The 22,289-nt window shown below is 57.7% G+C and carries 22 protein-coding genes and 1 pseudogene; 11 read left to right on the forward strand and 12 right to left on the reverse strand.

The window, feature by feature from the left end:
- Positions 1–242: 242 nt before the first annotated feature.
- The 8 genes from J7447_RS29220 to J7447_RS29255 all read right to left on the reverse strand — a co-directional run bounded on the left by J7447_RS29220 (position 243) and on the right by J7447_RS29255 (position 6,547).
- Complete coding sequence (locus J7447_RS29220) at positions 243–986, reverse strand: DsbA family protein (RefSeq protein ID WP_075284713.1); 744 nt, start codon at positions 984–986, stop codon at positions 243–245.
- Positions 983–1,471: a cytochrome c gene (locus J7447_RS29225; protein ID WP_075284714.1), complete on the reverse strand. Its 489-nt coding sequence runs from the start codon at positions 1,469–1,471 to the stop codon at positions 983–985. Before J7447_RS29225 ends, J7447_RS29220 begins: the two co-directional genes overlap by 4 nt.
- Positions 1,468–2,136, reverse strand: a complete 669-nt coding sequence (locus tag J7447_RS29230) for a L,D-transpeptidase (RefSeq protein WP_075284715.1) — start codon at positions 2,134–2,136, stop codon at positions 1,468–1,470. The genes J7447_RS29225 and J7447_RS29230 overlap by 4 nt, the downstream gene beginning before the upstream one ends.
- 182 nt (positions 2,137–2,318) lie before the next feature.
- Positions 2,319–2,624, reverse strand: a complete 306-nt coding sequence (locus tag J7447_RS31580; RefSeq protein ID WP_139314319.1) for a DUF2933 domain-containing protein — start codon at positions 2,622–2,624, stop codon at positions 2,319–2,321.
- On the reverse strand, positions 2,621–3,187 hold the full coding sequence (locus tag J7447_RS29240) for a L,D-transpeptidase (RefSeq protein WP_083660861.1): 567 nt from the start codon (positions 3,185–3,187) through the stop codon (positions 2,621–2,623). The genes J7447_RS31580 and J7447_RS29240 overlap by 4 nt, the downstream gene beginning before the upstream one ends.
- Positions 3,188–3,672: 485 nt before the next feature.
- On the reverse strand, positions 3,673–5,049 hold the full coding sequence (locus J7447_RS29245; RefSeq protein ID WP_228873420.1) for a multicopper oxidase family protein: 1,377 nt from the start codon (positions 5,047–5,049) through the stop codon (positions 3,673–3,675).
- A gap of 22 nt (positions 5,050–5,071) precedes the next feature.
- Positions 5,072–5,962 (reverse strand): cytochrome c, encoded by an 891-nt coding sequence (locus tag J7447_RS29250; RefSeq protein WP_075284718.1) that lies wholly within the window; start codon positions 5,960–5,962, stop codon positions 5,072–5,074.
- 3 nt (positions 5,963–5,965) lie between these two features.
- Positions 5,966–6,547 (reverse strand): cytochrome c, encoded by a 582-nt coding sequence (locus J7447_RS29255; RefSeq protein ID WP_083660862.1) that lies wholly within the window; start codon positions 6,545–6,547, stop codon positions 5,966–5,968.
- 700 nt (positions 6,548–7,247) lie between these two features.
- On the opposite strand from J7447_RS29255, the gene J7447_RS29260 reads away from it, so the two are divergent.
- The 7 genes from J7447_RS29260 to ppk2 all read left to right on the forward strand — a co-directional run bounded on the left by J7447_RS29260 (position 7,248) and on the right by ppk2 (position 12,621).
- Positions 7,248–7,631, forward strand: coding sequence for a hypothetical protein (locus tag J7447_RS29260; RefSeq protein ID WP_139314320.1), 384 nt, complete (start codon positions 7,248–7,250; stop codon positions 7,629–7,631).
- Positions 7,632–7,826: 195 nt separating this feature from the next.
- Entirely contained in the window at positions 7,827–8,168 is a 342-nt protein-coding gene (locus J7447_RS29265) for a YHS domain-containing protein (RefSeq protein ID WP_075284720.1), read from the forward strand.
- On the forward strand, positions 8,161–8,481 hold the full coding sequence (locus tag J7447_RS29270) for a DUF5676 family membrane protein (RefSeq protein WP_075284721.1): 321 nt from the start codon (positions 8,161–8,163) through the stop codon (positions 8,479–8,481). Before J7447_RS29265 ends, J7447_RS29270 begins: the two co-directional genes overlap by 8 nt.
- On the forward strand, positions 8,481–10,259 hold the full coding sequence (locus tag J7447_RS29275) for a DUF3141 domain-containing protein (RefSeq protein WP_075284722.1): 1,779 nt from the start codon (positions 8,481–8,483) through the stop codon (positions 10,257–10,259). The genes J7447_RS29270 and J7447_RS29275 overlap by 1 nt, the downstream gene beginning before the upstream one ends.
- A gap of 206 nt (positions 10,260–10,465) precedes the next feature.
- Complete coding sequence (locus tag J7447_RS29280; protein ID WP_075284724.1) at positions 10,466–10,903, forward strand: cytochrome c; 438 nt, start codon at positions 10,466–10,468, stop codon at positions 10,901–10,903.
- 104 nt (positions 10,904–11,007) lie between these two features.
- Positions 11,008–11,709, forward strand: a complete 702-nt coding sequence (locus J7447_RS29285) for a CBS domain-containing protein (RefSeq protein WP_075284730.1) — start codon at positions 11,008–11,010, stop codon at positions 11,707–11,709.
- Between the two features lie 105 nt (positions 11,710–11,814).
- Positions 11,815–12,621, forward strand: coding sequence for a polyphosphate kinase 2 (gene ppk2, locus J7447_RS29290; RefSeq protein ID WP_075284725.1), 807 nt, complete (start codon positions 11,815–11,817; stop codon positions 12,619–12,621).
- Between the two features lie 78 nt (positions 12,622–12,699).
- Here ppk2 and J7447_RS29295 read toward each other — a convergent pair whose 3' ends face one another.
- From J7447_RS29295 to J7447_RS29305, 3 genes are all read right to left on the reverse strand, one after another.
- On the reverse strand, positions 12,700–13,206 hold the full coding sequence (locus J7447_RS29295) for a cytochrome b/b6 domain-containing protein (protein WP_075284726.1): 507 nt from the start codon (positions 13,204–13,206) through the stop codon (positions 12,700–12,702).
- 128 nt (positions 13,207–13,334) lie between these two features.
- Positions 13,335–13,751 (reverse strand): Cu(I)-responsive transcriptional regulator, encoded by a 417-nt coding sequence (cueR, locus tag J7447_RS29300; protein ID WP_075284727.1) that lies wholly within the window; start codon positions 13,749–13,751, stop codon positions 13,335–13,337.
- An 11-nt stretch (positions 13,752–13,762) separates the two neighbouring features.
- The gene (locus J7447_RS29305) at positions 13,763–16,273 is read right to left on the reverse strand and encodes a heavy metal translocating P-type ATPase (RefSeq protein WP_209171661.1); all 2,511 of its coding nucleotides are present in this window, start codon (positions 16,271–16,273) and stop codon (positions 13,763–13,765) included.
- A 154-nt stretch (positions 16,274–16,427) separates the two neighbouring features.
- Between J7447_RS29305 and J7447_RS29310 the strand changes: the two genes are divergently transcribed.
- From J7447_RS29310 to J7447_RS29320, 3 genes are all read left to right on the forward strand, one after another.
- On the forward strand, positions 16,428–16,634 hold the full coding sequence (locus tag J7447_RS29310) for a heavy-metal-associated domain-containing protein (protein WP_075284818.1): 207 nt from the start codon (positions 16,428–16,430) through the stop codon (positions 16,632–16,634).
- A gap of 248 nt (positions 16,635–16,882) precedes the next feature.
- Positions 16,883–19,270, forward strand: coding sequence for a copper-translocating P-type ATPase (locus J7447_RS29315; RefSeq protein ID WP_286189696.1), 2,388 nt, complete (start codon positions 16,883–16,885; stop codon positions 19,268–19,270).
- Between the two features lie 61 nt (positions 19,271–19,331).
- Entirely contained in the window at positions 19,332–20,024 is a 693-nt protein-coding gene (locus J7447_RS29320) for an isoprenylcysteine carboxylmethyltransferase family protein (RefSeq protein ID WP_075284840.1), read from the forward strand.
- Positions 20,025–20,133: 109 nt separating this feature from the next.
- Here J7447_RS29320 and J7447_RS29325 read toward each other — a convergent pair whose 3' ends face one another.
- The gene (locus J7447_RS29325; protein ID WP_075284839.1) at positions 20,134–21,231 is read right to left on the reverse strand and encodes an acyltransferase family protein; all 1,098 of its coding nucleotides are present in this window, start codon (positions 21,229–21,231) and stop codon (positions 20,134–20,136) included.
- A 247-nt stretch (positions 21,232–21,478) separates the two neighbouring features.
- On the opposite strand from J7447_RS29325, the pseudogene J7447_RS29330 reads away from it, so the two are divergent.
- A pseudogene (locus J7447_RS29330) lies at positions 21,479–22,248 on the forward strand (IS5 family transposase).
- Positions 22,249–22,289: the final 41 nt, after the last annotated feature.

Raw genomic sequence — 22,289 nt, forward strand, 5'->3', positions numbered from 1 at the left:
CTACGGCAAAGATACGGATTACCGGTCACCGAAATGGCAACGGCAGTGGCTTGGGAGATCTTGTCGAATTTCAATGAAGAACCGGCAAATCAGCACAACCAATAAGTGACTGACGATGGGTCGGTCAGATCTTGCGACCTAGGTAAAGGAGCCGCTTCCATCGCATCATTGGAGACTGCAATGGCGATGAACATATCTACCAACTTCGCCAAGTGCGTCGGAACCAAGATCCTGTGTTACCTTCATTGGGCGCTCCGGGCATCCTCGATTGCCTGAGACAATTGTTCGGACGTGAGAAGACCCGGATAAACTTTTTCCCCTGCGATAAACGCCGGCGTGCCGTTGATGTTAAGCGCTTCGGCCAGGTTCATAGACAACCTGATATGTTCCTCGATTTCGGGTGCCAACATGTCAACCTTAAGCTTCTCGACATCCAGACCGACCTCTTTTGCGATCTTGATCGTTGAACCTTCCTCTACCTTCCCTTTGAAGCCCATCAGCGCCCAGTGGAACTCCTCATATTTGCCTTGCTTTCGAGCCGCGAGTGCAGCCCTTGCAGCAAATATGGAACCAGGGCTCAAAATGGGCCACTCCCGATAGACAAGCCTGATATTCGGATCTGCTTGGAGCAGAGTTTTGACTTCCTGCATCGCGCGTTTGCAGTAGGGACAATTGTAGTCGAAAAATTCGACAAGGGTGACATCCCCAGCCGGATTGCCGAGAACCGGTGCGTTAGGATCTTCTTCAAGTTCGTTGCGCCTTTCGGCCAAAATGGAAGCCACATCTGCTTGTTGACGCGCGAGTTGCTTTTGTTGAAGCAAGCCGATCGCCTGTTCGATGATCTCTGGGTTTTCAAGAATTGCCTCGAGTGCCAACTCCTTGATCCTGGCTTCCGTCAGTCCTTCTTCCTGGTCTGCAGAAGCGGTTGACGCGGTGAACAACAGGGCAATCAGTACGGTCCCAAGGCTTGGCAATCGGAAATTCATTGGTTGTTGCTCCTCTTTCGCTCATTCATCATGTCATGCCGCTCCTGGATTTCCTCGGGCCACTGGGCTTTGATCCAGGACAGCGCGGCGACAATATCCGTATCGGTCAGCGTGCCTTCAAAGGCAGGCATGTTCGATTTGAAGTCCTTGAGATCCACGGCCTTTGCCGTTCCGAATTTGGTGACCCGGAAAAGCAGTTCGTCGTCGTGATGCCAGGTGTGACCGGTTTCATCATGGGGTGGGGCTTTGAGCGTGCCGTCGGTATTGCCCGATTGCCAATCCTCCTCCCCTTTAAGATCCACGCCATGGCAGGAGGCGCAATTTTGCGCATAAACTTCGGCGCCTCTGCGTACGAGTTCCGCTTCACCCGGCCTCAATTCCAAGGAGGCAGAGCGGCTGCTACCCCTTAGAAAAACGCCGACAGCAACACCGATCGAAATGAGCAGAATGATGGGGACCGACCAGATCTTGATTGCACGGTTCATGACAGCACCACAATCGGGGAACCGACGGGAACCCGACCATACAGGTCAATGATGTCCTGATTCATGAGCCTGACGCAGCCGCTCGAAACAGCGGTTCCGATCGTCCAGTATTCGGCGGTTCCGTGGAGACGGTAGAGCGTGTCCTTGTTGCCCTGAAAAATGTAGAGCGCGCGAGCCCCAAGCGGGTTTTCCAGTCCAGGCGGCATGCCACCATTGCGCCAACTCCATTTCTCGAGCTCGGGCTGGCGCTCGATCATCTCATCGGGCGGCGTCCATGTAGGCCATTCCGACTTGCGCGCAATACGTGCCCTCCCCGACCACTCGAACCCGGCGCGCCCGAGGCCGACTCCGTAGCGCATCGCCTTCCCGTTTTCCTGGACGAGGTAGAGGTAATAGTTTGGTGTATCGACCACCAGCGTTCCTACCTTTTCGCTCGTTCGATAGTCGACCTGTTGACGATAGAAGCGCTCCGGCACTTTCTTGAGGTTGATCGCAGGAAGCGGAAATTGTTCGGCAGGCTTTGCACCATACATGCTCAGGTAGGCCGGGTCCTCCGCGAGCGGAAGAGGCTCCTGAGGTGCATTGCTCGAAATACAGCCGGTTACGGCGAGCCCTGAAAGGCTCGCCGCCCCGGCAAGAAAAGATCTTCTTGTCAGTTTTCTCATTTGAAGATCATTCACCCATCGTCATATTGCATTTCGGGTTACGCTTCCACGGGTCTTCCTGCGCGGAGTTCGTGGAATTCGCGAATGGGGCAAAGCCCATGCCCAATGTGTCCTTAGGCAATCCGGGAGCTCGCATGCTCCAAATCACGAGCTGCTGCAAAACCCTCTGAAGCAAGCTTAGTCTAGTCATTTTTTGACTCTGACTTAGAGTCACCGTGACAAGACTTTCCCATGAAGCGATGCATTACGAGATGCATGCCAACGCATCCGAGCATTGGAGCAGCCAGAAGAAGTGTTTGGCCGATCGTCTGTCCCGCTGGCGCAGTTGCGATCAGGAATCCAGTTCCGATCACCATCGCCGCACAACAAGCCATCATGAAAATGTTATGTCCTGCGAAAAGACTGCCGATAGAGTTTCCTGTTTTGGGAGCCGCCTTGACCTGAGGAACGGACGTTTTGATTTGGTTGTTCGTGTATTGCATAGTCATAAGATGATTACCCTTGTTCCCAACGGGACGCGTTCAAAAAGATCTTCGACGTGTACGTTGATCATGCGTACACAGCCGTTCGAGACGGATCGTCCGATTGAGGATGGTTCAGTTGTGCCATGAATCCGGTACATCGTGTCCCGGCCATTGCGGTAAAGATACAGGGCTCTGGACCCGAGTGGATTTCCTGGGCCACCTGGCACACCGGCTGCGTATTTGGCGTACTTGCCGGGTTCTCGTCGGATCATATTGGCAGTCGGACGCCAGCTAGGCCATTTTGCTTTGCGCTCCACAACCGCTTCACCTTTCAGAGAGCGCCCGGCTTTTCCAACTCCAATACCGTAGCGTCTTGCGCTCCCATAACTCTCGACGAGGTACAGGAAGTGTTTTCCCGTATCCACCACGATTGTGCCGGGGGGATGGGAAAAATACCGGACGGATTGCGGTTCAAACTTCGGGTCGACCTTAAATGGTTTTTTTCCGGTCGGATGCGCCGACGCAGGGACAACTATGGTCCCGCAAATTGCGGCGGAACATGCGAGCAGGCTTCGCCTGGATAGCATCGTTTCACTCCAATCATGATTGACCTGTCGCGCGCGGTCCTTGCGGACTCACGCATGTGTGCCTGGTCAGACGTGTCTTGGAGGCCGTTTATCCGGAGATGGGTTGGAGGCGTTGAATGGGGGTGGCTGCAACTGTTCATGGGCGATCATTAGTTTTGGCAGAACCACCGAGCGCGTGCCGATAAAGGTAACGCAATCCACGCTGCAATTCGATACTTTCGGGGATTTGTACTGATTTCCTGATTGCTCGCAGCACTTCATTTGGTGTGCGCCTGCAATCGCCAGAACTGTCAAGCTTGTCTGAAGAACCGAGGGCTTCTGAGAAAGCGTCTGGATTTCGACTTCGTCAGCACTAAACGCAGCAGCCGTGTGAACCACTGCAAAAACAGCAACAAGAAAGACCGAAATCCAAGAGCTCATAGATTTTGAATACCCGATAAGATTAAATAATTCTATACCGAAAATTACACAATTGAGTTAGCGCACTAGGCAACATCAAACCAGGTATTCATGCCGGCGGCCGCGTGTTCCAGCATGTGGCAATGAAACAGCCACTTGCCGGGATTGTCCGCCACGAAGGCAATCCGGACCGTCTGTTCGGGACCGACCAGAAACGTATCCCGCCAGGGATCACCGTCATCGATGGTCGCCCCACTTCGCTCGATCACCCGGAAATGGTGTCCGTGCACATGCATGGCATGCATGAAGGCGGTATCGTTGAACACCTCCAGAATGATTGTTTCCCCTCTTTGGGCCGCCAAAAGCGGTTCCTCCGCCAGGTTCGCGACCCCGTTGAAGGCCCAGAGCTGTCCGGTGCGCGGATAATCCTCCCCTGAAAGGATCTTGCCCTGGTAGACCGTCTGGACCATCCGGCCCATGGCGCCGCCGGTCATGTCGACACGCACCACCCGCGCGTTGTCCAGGTCAGGTTCGGGGATGGCGTTCACTGGCAAGGAGCCCGCACTGTGCTGCGTCCCATCCCCCTCAACGGTCCGGAACCGGGCAAAGGGATAGGGATCGTCTCCCGAAAGCTCCTCCAGCAAGAAGTCATCGTCAGGTGTCACCAGAAGATCCATGCGTTGCGCCGGGCCAAGCAGCAATGGGGCATAGGCCGGTATTTGGGGCTTTGAGAGCGCCTGGCCGTCATAAGCCAGGATTTTCGCACCGAACCGGCCGGGGTTGATCTCGAAGATCCGGGCGTTGGCCGCGTTGATCAGCCTGAGACGGGTGGCCTGTCCGCGCACCACCTGAATTTCCGGATTGCTTTCGCCGTTCACCGTCAGCCAATTGCCGAACCGACCACCATGGCTCCAGTCCATCAGATGGCCGAGACTGGCAACGTCGAGGCTTCCGTCCCGGTTGAGACGCCAGTCGTCGATCACCAGGGTCAGATCATTGTCCCTGCTGAAGGCCGGCTTGGCCTCTTCCACGATCAGGGGGCCATAGAGACCGCGTGCCACCTGGTTCCAGCTCTTGTTATGCGCATGATACCAGTAGGTTCCGGCATCCGGCACGACAAACTCGTAGTCAAAACTCTCGCCAGGCGGCACCGCGGGTTGCGTGAGCCCGGAAACGCCGTCCATGGCGTTGTCGATCCTGATCCCGTGCCAGTGAATGGAGGTCGGCTCCTCAAGATTGTTGAACAGCCGAACCTTCACAGTCTCGCCAACCCGTACCCGGATCTCAGGGCCAGGCGAGCTACCGTTATAGGTCCACAGTTCGGACTCCGCGGCGTCGTTTCGATAAAGCTTCTTGCGAGAAGGACCGGCGGTCAGTTCCAGAAATCTGTCGGACGCCCGTGCAGCGGTCAGGATCGGCGGCACTGAAAAAGCCGCCGTCCCCATCCCGGCCAGTTGAAGCATTCTGCGCCTTGTCAGCATGGTCTCAGTTCTCTCTTTCAAGAAGATAGGTCGCGATCGCCTTCCGGTCTTCGTTGGTCAGGAAAGCGGTGCCGTCCCGAACCACTTCGCCCATCGAGCCGCCAAAGACGTCGCCATCCGGCAAAATTCCGGTCTTGAGCGCGTAAGACAAGGAGTTTATGTCCCAGCCGCCCTCCTTCAAGGCCTCGCTGGTAATGGGAGGCGATTTGCCGCCATCCGGCAGCTCTTCGGCACCATGCAGCGCCATTTCCACCTCCCGGGCGCCAAGCAGGTTGCGCGGTGTGTGGCAAGCGCCGCAATGAGCGGGCCCTTCCACGATGAACTTGCCCCGGTTCCAGAGATCGCTCTTCCCGGGGTCCGGTGAAAAAGGTGCCGGATCATAGTAGCGCGCACGCCAGACCTTGAGCCCGGCCCTGAGATTGAACGGTGGCAGCATGTCATGTTCTTTTGACGCTTCGGCGACGGGTGGGACGGTTTTGAACGCCGCCCAGAGATCGGCGACATCTTGGTCGCTCAAGCTGCTGTAGAACGGATAGGGGAACGACGGAAAATACGGGCTTCCGTCGGGAGCCACTCCCTGGCGCAGTGCACGCGCGAAGTCTTCCAGGTTCCAGTCGCCGATCCCGTGTTCGGGATCGGTTGTTAGGTTGGGCGAATAGAATGTCCCAAAGTCTGTCGGCAAGCGGACACCGCCCGCGAGTGGCTTGCCACCTTGAGCAGAGTTGGTATGGCAAGCAATGCATCCGGACATTCTCGCGAGATAGGCACCTCGCCCAGGATCCCCAACAAGGTTCTGAATTTCCTCAGTCTTGCTGATCGGCCAATAGTGCAACACGGCAAAAGCCATTCCCGCTACCGCGGGAGCAGCCATCGCAACAATGAACCAGCGGCGCATCGGCTATTTCTTCTCAACCCGGAACTTGGAGTGGCAGGCCGAACAGGTTTGGGCCACCATGTTGAAAAGCCCGTCCGCCGGCATCTGCGCAAGCATCTCCGGGTTCGCCATCTGCGATGCGTCGCCCATCATGGGTGCGGTCCCCATCATCCCGTCCTGGGACATCATGGAGCTGCCACCCATCATACCGGCACCGTCGCCACCATGGGCCAGCCCATTGTCCGCGCCCTGACCAAGCGCCGCGGCGAAGAGGTCCAGCTGATCGGCAAGGCTCTTGAATTCCTGCCAGTTCGACCAGATCTCGGGCTTTGCTTCCGAGGATCCCTCGATGCTGTGTTCGGGAAAGAGCTTCGTCAGGGCCTCGCCCGAATGGGACTGGATCGCCTCGGCGCCGCTGCGCACCGCGGCCGCGTCATAGCCCTTGTCGCCGCGCATGATCGAAGAGAGGGACTTCATCACATCCCCCATCTCGCCCATGGCATCCATGCGTTCCTTGACGACTCCCGTAGCGCCACCATGCGCCAGGGCCGCGGCGGCACCCGCCAGCACCAGCGTGCCGGCGATGGTCATTACTTTGAATTTCATCAATCTGTTCCTGTAACCGGTTGATCGGCGGCGTTCGCCGAGTAAGAGTTCAAGCGGGCAGAGGAACAGGTCGTGGTGGTGGCGGGTCCAGGTTCGCCTGTCTGGACAGTGCCAAACTCGGCGGAACTGTGCCAATGACCTGCAGGAGATCGGGCCCCGACAGAGGCACGTCCGAGGTCAAGGCAAGCAGGTAGGCACCACAGTGAACTGTTTCGTTCCCTGAAAATGTTCCCCCCTGATCATTGGACATTTCACCGTGCAAAATATCAACTGATGTGACCGATTGGTTTACGTGAGCCTCAACAGTTGAGCCTACCGAGTGGGTGAACGCACCTCCCGCTACCACTAGGCTTACAGCAAGAGCGAAAACCAATATCAAAAGCTTACAGGAACCGCGCCTCATATAAAAAATTCCGTTTAACGCAATCGCTTTTCAACCGACCACAAAGCCGCACCGAGTTCATGACTTTATTAAATAGGGGCTGACTTGTTTTCAACCCACCAGCCAGAGGAAATAATTGCACGGTAGAGAACCAAGTCTCCATATTGATTTTGATCAAACAAAAACTGACGCGTGAGGATATACTAGAGTTTATTCATCATGCCCCTACTGATCGAATGCCTAACTATCGTCGAGACGAGCTCAGCCATTTCGCGTGCTTGAAATACTGCAAGCTCAGTGAGAGAAAGTTAGCCAGAAATGCTCAATTTAGCGCATAATCTTGCTGATGGACAATTGGTCTCATTACTTCGGCTTACTGCCGGGCTTCTGATTGCTGTTGCGGTAACAATATTTGCCTTCCTGGTATCAAACGAATCTTTGGGCGATCTTCCCGAGACAGTTGTTTGCGTTTCTACGCTGTCAACAGATACAGATCTTTCTGCATCGTACTTTGCACCGGAAAACAAATGGGATTGCAGCGAAAATGAGCAGTGTAGTCATTTCGCACTGGCTGGAATCTTCACTTCATTTTTTCCTGAAACAACATTTTCTGGGCTCTCTGTTCAGGCAATTGTCGACTGGACAAGATACATTATCCCACGACCTCATCCTCCCAAATCGATACGAATGTCGCTGATTTAGGTAATTAGCTCGGCAATGCCCCGTCGTTAAAGTGAAACGTGTCTAGACACATGAATTTCTAATCCAAATTCGTGGAAACAGAAACACGTACTTTACAGAGGCAATTGCCACGAACCAAAGGTGCCACTGCTATACTACGGCAAAGACATAAACACCTGAGCAGATGCACGTAAAATAACAAATGGACAGATTAAAATGGAAACATTGGTCTATTTTCTATTCTGGGCGGGTCTCTTCTTCTTAATGATGAGGTTCGGCTGCGGTTCTCACATAACTGGACATCATTCGCACAAGAAAGCCGGAAAAGAAAACTCAAACAGCGAAAGCGAACTTCGCTGGATCCCCCCCGTGAATGACGTCGATCCTGTATGTGGAAAGACCGTTCAGACAAAGGACTCCAAACCCTCCGTATACAACGGATCGGTCTATTATTTCTGCTCACGCGACTGCCGTGAGCAATTCGAGGCCGCTCCGCATCTGTATGCGGGTTCGAAGGCTACCGTTGTCGAAGAAACCACGGAGAGCGCTCATGGTTGACCGAGTTTCTCCAGGGCGGCAAAGCCCTTCCGGCACACCGCTTCCCGCCCCGTCTGCGATCCGCATACCCGTTTTGACCCTCGGGATGAGCCTCGGCCTGTTTCTCGCAGTCACGTACGTGTTGTGCGTGATCTTCGACCTCATCTTTCCGCAACAGGCCATGTACGAAACCTGGTTGCGCCTGCTGCCCGGCTTCAAATGGCTGAGCTTGCCCAGCTTCCTGCTCGGCCTCGTCGAAAGCTTCGCCTACGGCTGGTATGTCGCGCTGATTTTCGCGCCCTTGTTCAACTTCTTTGCGAGGAGGTGGCAGTAATGGAAACGATCACCACAACATTGAAATCTCTGGCATCCCGGGAAAGCCGCCGGAAACAGCGTTTGGATCGTCCCGCGAGCAACAATGGCGGCGATGTTGCCAAAGCAGCACCCCGGCCTGCCGTCGGCGATCCTTTTCACTCCGTCCAGGAAATAGCCGCCTATCAGCGCGATTTTCTGGAACGTTGCATCCTATTCTGGGACACGCTGCGTCAACGTGCCGACAACATGCTGGCGCATGAGCGCTCTGGGATGCCGCCTCTGCTCGACTTCAAATACGAGACGGTGCTCGACGCGCGGCGTTTCGAACGCCCGGCGAACTATGCGCTGCTGCGGATCACATCGGTCGGAGAAGACTGCCTCGAGAACTGTATCGATGTCGACAAACAACCGGTCATCGTCGTCGATCCCCGTGCAGGCCATGGCCCGGGTATAGGCGGTTTCAAACGCGATTCAGAGGTCGGAATGGCGATGCGCGAGGGGCATCCGGTCTACTTCGTCATTTTCTATCCGGAGCCTGAACCTGAACAGACCCTGATGGATGTTCTCCATGCCCTCAGGCTCTTCGTCGAAGAGGTGGCACGCCGACATCTGGATAGCCCTCCGGTGCTTTACGGAAACTGTCAGGCCGGCTGGGTGGTGACGCTGCTTGCGACCGATTGTGAAGGCCTGGCGGGGCCAATCGTGTTGAACGGTTCGCCGCTGTCCTACTGGGCGGGTGAATCGGGTGTAAACCCGATGCGGGTCGCCGGAGGTTTGCTCGGCGGTGCATGGCTCACCCATCTAACCGCAGATCTCGCGGATGGTCGTTTCGATGGTGCATGGCTGGCTCAGAACTTCGAGAACCTGAAGCCGGAAAAGGCGATTTGGGAAAAATATGCGAACCTCTTCAGCCATATCGATACCGAACGCGAGCGTTTCCTTGATTTTGAGCGCTGGTGGAACGGCTTCTATTTCCTCAGCCGCGAGGAAATGCTGGCAATCGTCGAAAATCTGTTTGTCGGCAACAAGCTCGAACAAGGCCTGGTGCGTATCTGCGAAGGCTGCCTTGCGAACTTGCGCCGCATCGCCAACCCGATCGTTATCTTCGCGTCTTACGGCGACAATATCACCCCACCGCATCAGGCCCTGGGCTGGATACCTGCGGTATACAAGGACACGGACGACCTGAAACAGGCCGGTCAGCGGATCGTCTACCTGACCAATCCCCATGTGGGGCACTTGGGAATTTTCGTCTCGGCCAGCATCGCCCGACTGGAACACAGGGCCATCCTGGAAAGCCTTGAAGAGATCGAGGCCCTCCCCCCCGGTCTCTATGAAATGAAGATCGACAATCCGTCCAGAGATCCCGACTGTCACAAGCCTGCTTATGAGGTTCGTTTCGAGCCGCGCCGGGTTGAGGACCTTCAAACCGACTATCCGCGTGACGCCTTTGAGCGTGTCCGCCGGACATCCGAATTCAGCGAGAATGTATATGCGACATTCTTCAGCCCCTGGGTTCGGGCGTTTTCCAATCCATGGTCGGCGGAAATTCTCAAATGGCTGCATCCGATGAGGGCCAGCCGGTATCTTTATTCCGAGGCGTTCAATCCGTGGATGCCCGGTGTGGCGGCAGCGGCTGAAACGATCCGGAAAGACCGTAAACCTCTTGAGGCCGATAATTCGGCGATCGTGCATGAGCGCGAAATTTTTGAGGATGTCGGCAAGAGCTTCGAAGTCTGTAGGGAATTCCGCGATGCAGCGTACGAACGCATCTTCACCGCGCTTTACGGGCAATAGAAAATGAAAGTGCTCCAGACCATGTCCCGGAGAATGGGAGGTGCCACCTACGACGACCCGCAGGGAGCCAGAACCGGTGCGTTTGCGCCGTTTGACGTCGTCGTCCGCATCAACAATGCGAACCAATCCGAACGTGCGCATGGCCGGATGTCCACTGCGTCGAAAACAATGGTTCGACCACTTACACAGAAAGGGAAATCCGCCAAATGAACCTGCGCGACAATCTGCCGAGATATCTGGTGCTGGGCTTTTTCGTAATTGGCGGAGGTCTGTGGCTCTGGAAAACATTCGGATCGGAAAAAAGAACATCTGCCGTCAGCGTAGCAGTCTCAGTGCCGCAACTCTCCGAAATCGCCCTGAAAGGCAAACAAGCGTTTGATTCAGTATGCGCGGATTGCCACGGCGCCAACGCGGCGGGAACCGACAAGGGCCCGCCGCTGGTCCACGACATCTACAATCCCGGACACCATACCGACGAGTCATTCCTAGTCGCGGCGAGGTTCGGCGTGCGCCAGCACCACTGGCCCTATGGAAACATGCCTGCACAGCCACAAATGAGTCAGGAAGAGGTGGCAACGATCATCAAATATGTGCGCGAACTGCAGGCAGCCAACGGCATCACCTACCGGCCGCACACCATGTAGAAGGCCAAATGGCGGGAGGTCGGGCTGGGTGATTGACATACCCCCTGAATGGCTTCCCATAATAGGTTGTTGGATAAGGATATTATCTAATGGAGGGAAATATCATGTTTGCGAAAGACGTGATGACGACGTCCGTAATAACGGTCGGCCCGGACACAAGCGTGCGCGACGTCGCAAAAGCCCTAGCCGACAAGCGGATCAGCGCAGTACCAGTTGTGAATGCCAAAGGCAACATGGTCGGCATCGTCAGCGAGGGTGACCTGATCCGGCGCACCGAAACCCAAACGGAGCGCCATCCTTCATGGTGGATGGCGCTTCTGGCCGCCCCGGAGGACAAGGCACTCGACTATATCAAGTCGCACGGCGGCACGGCGAAGGACGTGATGACACGGGACGTAAAAACCGTGGGTGAGGACGCGTCTCTCGAGGAAGTCGCCGACTTGCTGGAACGCAACCACATAAAACGGGTCCCGGTCGTCACAAACGGACAACTCGTGGGGGTCGTGAGCCGTGCCGATCTGCTGCGTGGACTGGCGACGCCAAAGCCGGCCACGGAACAGGCTGCGAAGGATGACAAAACGATCCGTGGCAAAGTGGAACAGGCTTTGAAGGAAACCGGAATAGACCGGCAATTTGTGACCGTTACCGTATCCGGCGGCATCGCCCATCTTTGGGGAGCCGTCGATTCAGATCCGGAAAGGCAGGCTATACGCGTGGCAACGGAGAACGTGGCCGGTGTCAGGGAGGTCGACAACAAAATCAATGTCTTTCCGCCGATGGTACGCGCCGCCATGTGGGCCGACTAATCAGGAGCGCCGCATGCCGCCCTGTCCTGTCTAAGAAAGCTTCGTCAGCGAGACCATCGCCCAAAGCCGTCCAGGACAGAATTTGGGAGGTACGGTTAAAAGGCCATGAAACGCCAAAGCCGAAACAAGAACCAGTCTCAAAGGGGCATGCAATTGGACAAGAAGGAATACCGTGCCCAATTGCATGCCCTGCAAATCGAACTGGTGAAACTTCAGAAGCATTTCATTCAATGCGACGATCGGATTCTGGTCCTGATCGAAGGCCGTGACACGGCCGGCAAGGACGGTGTCATAAAAAGGATCGTTGAGCATCTGAGCCCGCGGGAAACGCGCGTCGTGGCACTCGGAAAGCCATCGGATCTCGACCGCACCGGCTGGTACTTCCAGCGCTACACCGCACACCTTCCCAAAGCCCGGGAGTTCGTGCTGTTCAACCGCAGCTGGTATAACCGCGCGGGGGTGGAGCGGGTCATGAAATTCTGCACGGAAGCAGAGTACGAGGAATTCATGGAGACGGTCCTCGACTTCGAGCACATGCTGGTGCGTTCGGGTATCAAGCTGCTGAAATACTATCTCGACATTTCCCGGGACGAACAGAAACGCCGCCTTGAAGACCGGCGCACCAATCCGCTCAAGCAGTGGAAGATCAGCCCTATCGATGCAAAGGCCGTCAAGCTCTGGGACGACTACAGTTCCGCGCGGAACGAAATGCTGTCGCGGACGCACAATGCAATCACGCCCTGGACAATTGTGCATGGTGACAACAAGCGGCGTGCCCGGCTCAACCTGATCCGCGACCTGCTCCTACGCCTGCACTATTGCGACAAGGATAGCAACGTCCTGCGGTCGGATCCGGAAATCGTGTTCCCGTATCACGAAGACTATGTCCGCAATGGAATGATCATCCCGTGAACGGCCGGATGGTACATGCCAAACTTACCTCGTCGGTAGTGCCAACTTCAGCCCGGCCGATCTGGAACGGTTCGGCTCCTACCGTTTCGGGCGCCAGACAACCATGTTCCGGACGACACCATCTCCGCAGACAAGGTGATAGGCCGCCGCGAGGACGTGCACGCTCACCAGGGTCAGGATCAGATTCCAGAACATCAGATGGAAGGGAACAGCGCCCTTCCAGAGATAGGACGCGACAAAGCCGGTCAACGCCTGACCGAGAACAGCCAGATACAGTGCCCAGTGCACCGCATGGGCCCCCTTCGTTTGCCAGTCCCGGCTTCCGGTTTTGCCCTGACGGGGGTTCAGGAAAATCAATCCGAGACGGATCACCATGAGCAGCCCGATCAACATGCCGGCATAATTGTGCACCATGTGCATCAACAGATCGGCTTTCGATGGTGGCAGGAACGGGTTGTGTGTTCGCGGGATCGCCTTTGACGTATACCACTGCTCGGCGATCAGGATAACGACGGACCAGTGAAGCACGATCTGCAATCGTGTATAGCGGTGCGCCGTTTGGGCTGTGTTTTCAATTCCCGGCATCTGGCAGCATCTCTCAGCAAGTCTTTTCGGCATTGGATCCGCAGAAGCGCCTCCGGACGCCGCTGGGTCAATATCGGCAAGGATACAGCTATCCAGTTACCGCATTGCCAATGGGCATAGCCCGGGTATCACTGCCGCTTGCGAGTCGCCGAAAGTCCGGAAGCCTGGCCAAGGTCATTAAGGATCGGACAGTCGGGGCGATGATCTCCCGCGCAAGCATCGATCAAATGTGCCAATGTCCTTTGCATGGAATGGAGTTGGGAAATCTTCTCTTCGATCCGAGCCAGATGCTTCTCCGCGATCTGTTTCACGTCGGCGCTCGCCCGACCATCGTTTTCGTAAAGCTCCAGGAGGCTTCTGCAATCTTCGATCGAAAAACCGAGAGACCTTGCCCGGCCAAGAAAGGCCAATTTATAAAGATCTCTGTCCTGGAAGCTGCGATAGCCATTGTCCCCTCGCAAGGGTTTGATCAACCCGATATCCTCGTAATAACGGATCGTCTTTGCCGGAACACCGGACAGTTGTGATACGTCGCCGATATTCATAATGCTCTCCCTTATTCGGCCGCTTCCGCCAATAAAGCTGCTACTTGCGGTGCCGGCGTTTCCTTTTCGTCCATCGGAGGCTTGATCCGGCGAAGGCGCAGTGCGTTCGTCAGTACGAAGACCGAGGATAGGGCCATGGCGGCGGCGGCGAGAACCGGTGACAGTAGGAGCCCGAAGGCCGGGTAAAGCACGCCGGCGGCGACCGGGATCAACGCGGTATTGTAACCGAATGCCCAGAACAGGTTTTCCCGGATATTGGTCATGGTCCGCTTCGACACTTCGAACGCATTGACCACGCCGCGCAAGTCGCCCGACATCAGCACGACATCGGCGGATTCGATGGCCACATCCGTGCCGGTGCCGATGGCGATGCCCACGTCCGCATGGGCGAGCGCGGGCGCATCGTTGATGCCGTCGCCGACAAAGGCGATCTTCCGGCCAACCCCGCGCAGCTTCTGAAGGGCGGCAACCTTGCCTTCGGGCAGGACGCCGGCGACGACATGGTCGATGCCCGTCTCCACGGCAATGGCCTCGGCCGTTTCTCGCTTGTCGCCGGTGATCATGGCGACCTGAAGCCCTTGTGCATGAAGGGCCGCAATCGCGGCGCGGCTTGCAGGCTTCACCGGGTCCGCAACGCCCATAACCGCGGCAATCCGGCCATCGATAGCGGCAAAGAGCGCGGTCCGGCCGCGCCTGGCCAGGTCGGTTTCAATCTCCGCCAACGGCCCCAGGTCGATACCCTCGCGGCTCATCAGGCGGTCCGCGCCAACGATCACCTGCGCTCCACCGGCGGTCGCCTGAACGCCGTAACCGGTGATCGAGGTGAAGTCCGCGACGCCGACCTGCGCGACGCCTTCGCCGCGCGCCGCCCGCACGATGGCGGCGGCAATCGGGTGTTCCGACCGGTCCTCGACCGCCGCGACCCGCGCCAAAACGTCATCGCGGTCAAATCCTTGGGCGAGGACAAGATCGGTCAGCTCCGGCCGGCCTTCGGTCACTGTGCCGGTCTTGTCGAGCGCGACGACCTCGACCGCGGTCAGTTGCTGCAGGGCATCGCCCTTTCTGAACAACACGCCCATCTCGGCCGCGCGGCCAGTGCCGACCATGATCGACGTCGGCGTGGCCAGGCCCATGGCGCAGGGACAGGCAATGATCAGCACGGACACGCCCGCGACCAGCGCCAGCGTCAACGCGGGACTGGGACCGAGGATTAGCCACACCAGCACCGTCAGCGCCGCAACGGACATGACCACCGGGACAAACCAGAGGGTGATGCGATCCACGAGCCCCTGGATCGGCAGCTTGGCCCCTTGCGCCTCTTCGACCATCCGGATGATCTGCGCAAGTGTGGTGTCGGCCCCGACCCGGGTGGCGCGGAACTGAAAGGCCCCCGCCCCGTTCACAGTTCCGCCAGTGACGCCGGCCCCCAGCGTCTTGGCAACTGGCACCGGTTCACCGGTGATCATGCTTTCATCGACGTGGCTTTCGCCTTCCGTCACCTCGCCGTCGACGGCGATGCGTTCTCCCGGCCGGACGACGACGATGTCGCCCGCATGCAGGTCTTCAATTGACAGTTCAACCGGTTCGCCATCGCGCAGAACCCGCGCGGTTCGAACCTGAAGACCGAGCAGCTTCTGGATTGCCGCTCCGGTGCGGCCCTTGGCGCGCGCCTCCAGAAACCGTCCGAACAGGATCAGCACGACGATCACAGCAGCGGCCTCGTAATAGACCGACCTGACCGCATCCGGCAGCAGTACCGGAAAGAAGGTGGCAATCACGGAATAGGCATAGGCCGCCGCCGTGCCGACGGCGACGAGGCTGTTCATGTCCGGGGCGCCCTTGAGAAGCGCCGGAATACCCTTGAGATAGAAAGCACGGCCCGGCCCGGCAAGGACCGCGGTCGTCAGGGCGAACTGGATCAGCCAGCTTGTCCGATGTCCGATGGTGTGCCCGATCAGGTCGTGCATCCCCGGGATCACGTGACTGCCCATTTCCATCAGGAAGACAGGCAGCGCCAGCATAGCGGCCAGGACCACCCGGCGGGCAAGCGCCCGGGCCTCCTCCTCCTTGCGGGCTGTACGGTCCTGGGTGGCACTCGCTTCGGCAACCTCCGCTGGATATCCGGCAGCCGTCGCAGCAGCCGCCAATGCAGCGGGACCGGTCATGCCTTCCAGGTAGGTGACACTTGCCGTCTCGGAGGCGAGGTTGACGTTCACCTCGGTTACGCCGGGGACCGCGGACAGCGCCCGGTCCACCCGTCCGACACAGGACGCGCAGGACATGGAGCCAACGTTCAGCGTCACACTGGCGCGGCGTGCGGGATACCCGAGTTCATCAAGGCGCTTTGCCGCGGTCATCAGCCGCTCCGGCCCGTCAGCCGTCAACTGGGCGGTTTCGCTGGCCAGGTTGACCGATACATCGCTCACGCCTTCCAGAACGGCCAAAGCGCGATCCACGCGCCCGACGCAAGATGCACAGGACATTCCTTCGATGGAAAGTGTTGCATGGGTTTCGCTGGACATGTCGTCTCCGATTTTCGAATTTCCACGAAAATAGGGTTTCCAGTTACTGGAAGGTCAAGGCTGGCAGAAATAAAATTTTGAACGGGTCCCGGATCTTGACCTTCCACCAACTGGAAACTCCATATTCGAAAAATTCCAGCAAAGGAGCACTGCCATGAGATTTCACGTACCCGATATGAGCTGCGGCCACTGTAAGGCGGCTATCGACACGTCCGTCAAGGGCGCCGACGGATCGGCGCAACTGGACTTCGATATGGAAAACAGGATCGTTTCGGTCGAAAGCCAGCTCTCTGCCGATCAGGTCATGGCCGCTCTGAAGACGGCCGGGTATGAAGCCTCACCGGCCCAGTCGGCGTTGTGATTCCACCTGCACCGCAGGATCGAACGGTAAGACCTGTCGGCAGGGCCTGTCTTTGGCCGTATGGTATCACCATGCGGCCTTTTCCAGCCCGGCAAGGGCGCTATTATCCGTTACAGTGATTTCGGCCCGCTACCCGTTCGGAACGTTTGTGGCCCTGGCAGCAAAGCCCGTCATATCGAGCTAAAGCGGAACGCCCTGCTTGTCCCGAACGCCTCGGCCGGCGCATCGAAAATCGGAGAGAACCCGAAATGTCGTCCTATGAGACCCGTGACTCCCATGCCCCGACCACGACGTCCGGGCATGGGGCCGAGATGGTTTACACCTGCCCCATGCATCCGGAGATAAGGCAACCGGAACCCGGCGACTGTCCGAAATGCGGGATGCATCTGGTTCCAGAGGGCGAAGCCGGCCAGCACCATCACGGTCATGGTCACGGTCACCATCATGCCCACGCGACCGGTGACGCGCCGTCCGGAAAAGGCGGCCAATACGATACTGTGCCGGCGGGATATTCGGGATCTGTCTATACCTGCCCGATGCACCCGGAAGTCCGCCGCACCGAACCGGGATCCTGCCCGATCTGCGGCATGGGACTGGAACTTGAAAACGCGGCGATGGCCGACGAGGGGCCGAACCCGGAACTCGTGGATTTCACACACCGGCTATGGGTCGGCGCTGTCCTGACCGTTCCCCTGCTCGTCTTCACCATGGGACCCTATGTGGGCCTGTCGGGCGTGCGCGATATCTTCGGCGAGCGGATAACGCTCTGGATCGAATTGGTCCTGGGAACACCCGTCGTATTGTGGTGCGGCTGGCCTTTCCTCACCCGCGGCTGGAATTCGTTCCGTTCGCTCAATCTCAACATGTTCTCGCTCATCGGCATGGGTGTCATGGCCGCCTGGACCTTCAGCGTCGTTGCGGTTCTGGCTCCGGGGATCTTTCCCGACGGGTTCCGGGACGCCGAGGGTCATGTCGGCGTCTATTTCGAGGCGGCCGCCGTCATCGTGGTCCTGGTGCTTCTCGGCCAGGTCATGGAACTGCGCGCGAGAGAGGGCACCGGCAAGGCCATCAAGGCGCTTCTGGACATGGCCGCGAAGACCGCGCGGGTAATCCGCTCCGATGGCAGCGAGGAAGAGGTCCCGCTGGAGGATGTCCAGATCGGCGACCGTCTGCGTGTGCGCCCCGGCGACAAGGTGCCGGTCGACGGCGTGGTGACCGACGGCCGTTCATCGGTCGACGAAAGCATGATCTCGGGCGAACCGGTGCCGGTCGAAAAGACACCCGGCGATCCGGTGACCGGAGCGACCATCAACGGCACGGGCAGCCTGATCATGGAGGCAACGCGCGTCGGCGCCGACACCATGCTCAGCCAGATCGTCGAAATGGTCGCAAACGCGCAGCGCAGCCGCGCGCCGATCCAGAAATACGCCGACAAGGTTGCCGGCTGGTTCGTCCCGACGGTCATCGGCATCGCGGTTCTCGCGTTCATCGGCTGGGCGCTGTGGGGACCGGCCCCTGCCCTGTCCTACGCCCTGATCGCCGCCGTGGCCGTCCTCATCATCGCCTGTCCTTGCGCCCTCGGCCTTGCCACGCCCATGTCGATCATGACAGCAACCGGACGCGGCGCGCAGACAGGCGTGCTGATCAAGAACGCGGAAGCACTGGAACGCTTCGAGAAGGTCGACACCTTGATCGTCGACAAGACCGGGACGCTGACCGAGGGCAAGCCCCGGCTGGTGGCCGTGCTCCCGGAGGATGGCCATGACGAGCAGGAGGTATTGCGTCTTGCCGCTACCCTTGAAAGGGGATCGGAACATCCGCTGGCTGAAGCAATCGTCGCCGGCGCGGAAGACCGCGGCGTACAGTTGGGCGAGGCCGAAGACTTCGAGGCCGTCACCGGCAAGGGCGTCAAGGGTACGGTCGACGGCAAGAGCGTCGCTCTCGGCAATCTGAAGCTGATGGAGGAACTCGGGCTCCAGGTCACCGCACTGGCAGACAAGGCGAACGCCCGGCGCGACGAAGGCGAAACCGTGATGTTCGTCGTGCTCGAGGGCACGGTCGCCGGTCTCGTCAGTGTCGCCGATCCGGTCAAGGAGACCACTCCCGCTGCGCTGAAGGCGCTGCATGAGCTTGGTTTCCGCATCATCATGGCGACCGGCGACAACGAACGGACGGCGAAAGCGGTCGCCGCGCGGCTCGGCATCGATGAAATCCGCGCGGACGTCCTGCCCGAGGACAAGGCACGCATCATCAAGGAACTGCAAACGGCGGGACGCAAGGTCGCCATGGCCGGTGACGGGGTGAATGACGCCCCTGCCCTGGCGCAGGCCGATGTGGGCATTGCCATGGGCACCGGCGCGGACGTGGCCATTGAATCGGCCGGTTTCACGCTGGTCAAAGGCAATCTCGACGGCATCGTGCGCGCCCGCAGACTCTCACGCGCCACCATGCGCAACATCCGGCAGAACCTGTTCTTCGCCCTGATCTATAATGCGTTGGGCGTGCCGGTCGCGGCAGGCGTGCTTTATCCTGTTTTCGGTATCCTTATCAGCCCGATGTTCGCCGCTTTTGCCATGAGCGCATCATCCATTTCCGTGGTGCTCAATGCGCTGCGCCTGAGAGGAGCAAAAATCTGATACGGAAAGCGAATAGCCGGCAGCCTCTCGTCGTCGAAGAACCCCGGCACTGGAGAGCCTGTTGATCTCGTCCAGCGGATCTTATGGGCTCTGGTCGCTGGTTTTCGTCAACTCGGCGATTTTCATCGTCTTTGCCTTCAGTTTCTTCAAGCCGAAGACTGCGCAGGACTGGCGCAGCCTTGGCGCGTTCAGTGCTTTCGTCCTGGCGCTCTTTACGGAGATGTACGGCTTTCCCCTGACGATCTATCTGCTTTCAGGTTGGCTTCAGACTTTCGAACCTGACGTCGACTGGAATTCCCATGTCAGCGGGCATCTCCCGGAAGTGCTTTTAGGATGGCAGGCGAATCCGCATGCAGGCCTGTTTCACATCGCCAGTTTCATTTTCATTGGGTGCGGCTTCTGGCTCCTCGCTGTGGCCTGGCGCCACCTCTGGGCGGCGCAGAGGAAAGATCGGTTGGCCGTGGCCGGTCCCTACGCCCGAATGCGCCATCCGCAATATGCAGGTTTTGTGCTGATCATGTTCGGCTTCCTGGTGCAGTGGCCGACCATCCTGACTCTGGTGATGTTTCCAATATTGGTTTGGATGTACGTGCGCCTTGCTCGCCATGAAGAAGCCGATAGCCGGGCGCGTTTCGGATCCGAATGGGACTCCTATGCAGGCCGCGTACCCGCTTTTGTTCCATCCCGTTTAACTTCCGACAGGCAAGCTGGTAATGGCGGTCAACGCTCTACCAAGAACTCCGAGCGGGAATAACAACTGGTCCGGGAGTTTCGCGCGCCAAGAGAAATCCGCGTACCCTCCGTTATCAACTTGCGATAAATACTGCTGCATTCCAGACGCTGTTGCCGTACTCCGGCGCCAATTAATTGTACGCGACCGACTTTTCTATAGGGATCCTTGCCCAGCCTGGCCTTTCGAACAAGAAGGTGCCGTATCCCGTCCACCTTACGAGGGAATAAAGGATCAGGGGACTGACGAGCGATCCGGCGAACACAACAACACTCAATATGCCGACATCGGAAATCAGCCCGCTCCACTGCAAGATCCCGCGAATGATCGACATGGGAATTGTGAAGGCTACATAGACGACCAGTGAATGCTCGCCGATCCACCTGAGCCATTCGAACCTCGGGCTCCTCACAAACAACGCGCCCATGACGCACAAGGCGAAGGTACCGGCAACTGCGAGGAACAAATGGACCGGAGGAATAGCTGCAAGACCCATCTGCATTTCGGCCGGGTGAAGGGCATAGCCGGGCGAAAACACGAGCAGGTAGTTCGCAATGGCCCAAATGCCCAGTCCGACCAAAGAAAGTCGCCAATGTCGTTCCGAAAAAGCAACAATCCTGAAGACCAGCGGAGCTGCGGCGTAGCCAAGATAAAAAAAGACAAAATAGGCGAAGAACTGCGTAACGAGATAGCTGGGTGAAACGTAACCTGTCATCTGCAGCACCGCCGCAACCAAAATGACCACCCAATGTGGCATATTCACCCGCCACAATAGTTTTGCCGCTAGCGAGAACACTGCGAGCATATAGATGAACCAGAGAACTCCGTAAGGTTGTACAACAGCCCACGCAAGATCGAGCAACATCTGATCTGGCCGCCCGCTGAAAATGCCGATTTTCAGGCAGATAGAGATCAAGGCCCAGAGCCCGTAAAAATAAAGGTAATGAATGATGCGCCGGTCCGCGTAACGCCGCCAGGGTCTGGCAATGACGTTGGAGAGGAACAGGCCAGAAATGAGAAAGAATTCCGGCATTCGGAAGGGTGTGGCGAAACCGATCGCGTAGTGAAGAAACCCAACCTTCCCGGTGTGTTCGCCTGTGTTATACGTTGCATACATCATGACAACCAGGATGATGCAGATCCCTTTGGCTGCATCGACCCATGGCATGCGCTGAGACGTTTCAATACGCGCCCCCTCAGTCAACGTACTATCGCCCAAACTTCCGCCCATCAGTTTTCCTCCCTAATCCGGAGAGTTCCCCCCTCGGCAGTCAAAGAAATTTCATCAATCTTTTCCAAAAACTCACAATTCCAGAACTAACAATTCTGTAATCTTTATTAATGGGTTAATTCGTATTGCGATTGCAGTCTATCATCCGAACGAGGGCCAGCCGTAATGCTTTCGGTCACATACTCATAAACAGGATTCCCTTTGAGCGTGAGTTCTGATTCACTGAGCTCAATGAGTGGAGGTCAGGATGGCACGCTTCGATCTGACGGATTTCGAGTGGTCTGTGATAGAGCCGCTTCTGCCGACAAAGGTGCGAGGAGTACCCCGCGCCGATGACCGCAAGGTTCTGAACGGCATCTTCTGGCGGTTGCGCACAGGAGCTCCCTGGGCGGATATACCGGTGCGCTATGGCCCGTACACGACCTGTGTCAACCGCTTCAACCGATGGCGCAAGGCTGGGCATTGGGCGCGCATTCTTGAAGCCATATCAAATGCTTACGACGGCGACGTGCAGATGATCGACTCCTCATCGATCCGCGTTCACCAGCATGTTGCCAACGACCAAAAAAAGACGAACGATCCCGTTGCATGGGTCGCTCGCGCGGCGGCCTGACCACCAAGATCCATGCACTCGTTGACGCCGAGGGACGACCGATCCGCCTCAAGTTGACCGAGGGCCAGACCCACGACGGACGCTCGGCCGCCGATATGTTCGAAACCCTCAGTGCCGGACACATCCTGCTCGCCGACCGCGCTTATGACGGCGATGCCTTGCGCACCGAAATGGCGTCGCGGGGCACATGGGCCAACATCCGCGCCATGCCGAACCGCGTCAAAACATTTCCACTCAGCGCCTGGGTCTATCGGCAGCGCAACGCTGTCGAGAGGTTCTTCAACAAACTCAAACACTTCAGGGCCGTTGCCACACGATACGGCAAGCGCGACGAAAATTTTCTTGCCTCAGTCCAACTCGCTTCAATTCGCATCTGGTTGCCAACTTGTGAGTCGGTCACCTAGGCTTCGGGCCCATAAGATTTATATGCAAATCAGCTGGAGGT

This window comes from Labrenzia sp. R5_0 (assembly GCF_017743835.1).
Classification (GTDB): domain Bacteria; phylum Pseudomonadota; class Alphaproteobacteria; order Rhizobiales; family Stappiaceae; genus Roseibium; species Roseibium algicola.

Coding starts and splice junctions, on each gene's coding strand:
- J7447_RS29220 (WP_075284713.1), bottom strand. CDS start 986: ATGAATTTCCGATTGCCAAGCCTTGGGACCGTACTGATTGCCCTGTTG.
- J7447_RS29225 (WP_075284714.1), bottom strand. CDS start 1,471: ATGAACCGTGCAATCAAGATCTGGTCGGTCCCCATCATTCTGCTCATT.
- J7447_RS29230 (WP_075284715.1), bottom strand. CDS start 2,136: ATGAGAAAACTGACAAGAAGATCTTTTCTTGCCGGGGCGGCGAGCCTT.
- J7447_RS31580 (WP_139314319.1), bottom strand. CDS start 2,624: ATGACTATGCAATACACGAACAACCAAATCAAAACGTCCGTTCCTCAG.
- J7447_RS29240 (WP_083660861.1), bottom strand. CDS start 3,187: ATGCTATCCAGGCGAAGCCTGCTCGCATGTTCCGCCGCAATTTGCGGG.
- J7447_RS29245 (WP_228873420.1), bottom strand. CDS start 5,049: ATGCTTCAACTGGCCGGGATGGGGACGGCGGCTTTTTCAGTGCCGCCG.
- J7447_RS29250 (WP_075284718.1), bottom strand. CDS start 5,962: ATGCGCCGCTGGTTCATTGTTGCGATGGCTGCTCCCGCGGTAGCGGGA.
- J7447_RS29255 (WP_083660862.1), bottom strand. CDS start 6,547: ATGAAATTCAAAGTAATGACCATCGCCGGCACGCTGGTGCTGGCGGGT.
- J7447_RS29260 (WP_139314320.1), top strand. CDS start 7,248: ATGCTCAATTTAGCGCATAATCTTGCTGATGGACAATTGGTCTCATTA.
- J7447_RS29265 (WP_075284720.1), top strand. CDS start 7,827: ATGGAAACATTGGTCTATTTTCTATTCTGGGCGGGTCTCTTCTTCTTA.
- J7447_RS29270 (WP_075284721.1), top strand. CDS start 8,161: ATGGTTGACCGAGTTTCTCCAGGGCGGCAAAGCCCTTCCGGCACACCG.
- J7447_RS29275 (WP_075284722.1), top strand. CDS start 8,481: ATGGAAACGATCACCACAACATTGAAATCTCTGGCATCCCGGGAAAGC.
- J7447_RS29280 (WP_075284724.1), top strand. CDS start 10,466: ATGAACCTGCGCGACAATCTGCCGAGATATCTGGTGCTGGGCTTTTTC.
- J7447_RS29285 (WP_075284730.1), top strand. CDS start 11,008: ATGTTTGCGAAAGACGTGATGACGACGTCCGTAATAACGGTCGGCCCG.
- ppk2 (WP_075284725.1), top strand. CDS start 11,815: ATGAAACGCCAAAGCCGAAACAAGAACCAGTCTCAAAGGGGCATGCAA.
- J7447_RS29295 (WP_075284726.1), bottom strand. CDS start 13,206: ATGCCGGGAATTGAAAACACAGCCCAAACGGCGCACCGCTATACACGA.
- cueR (WP_075284727.1), bottom strand. CDS start 13,751: ATGAATATCGGCGACGTATCACAACTGTCCGGTGTTCCGGCAAAGACG.
- J7447_RS29305 (WP_209171661.1), bottom strand. CDS start 16,273: ATGTCCAGCGAAACCCATGCAACACTTTCCATCGAAGGAATGTCCTGT.
- J7447_RS29310 (WP_075284818.1), top strand. CDS start 16,428: ATGAGATTTCACGTACCCGATATGAGCTGCGGCCACTGTAAGGCGGCT.
- J7447_RS29315 (WP_286189696.1), top strand. CDS start 16,883: ATGTCGTCCTATGAGACCCGTGACTCCCATGCCCCGACCACGACGTCC.
- J7447_RS29325 (WP_075284839.1), bottom strand. CDS start 21,231: ATGGGCGGAAGTTTGGGCGATAGTACGTTGACTGAGGGGGCGCGTATT.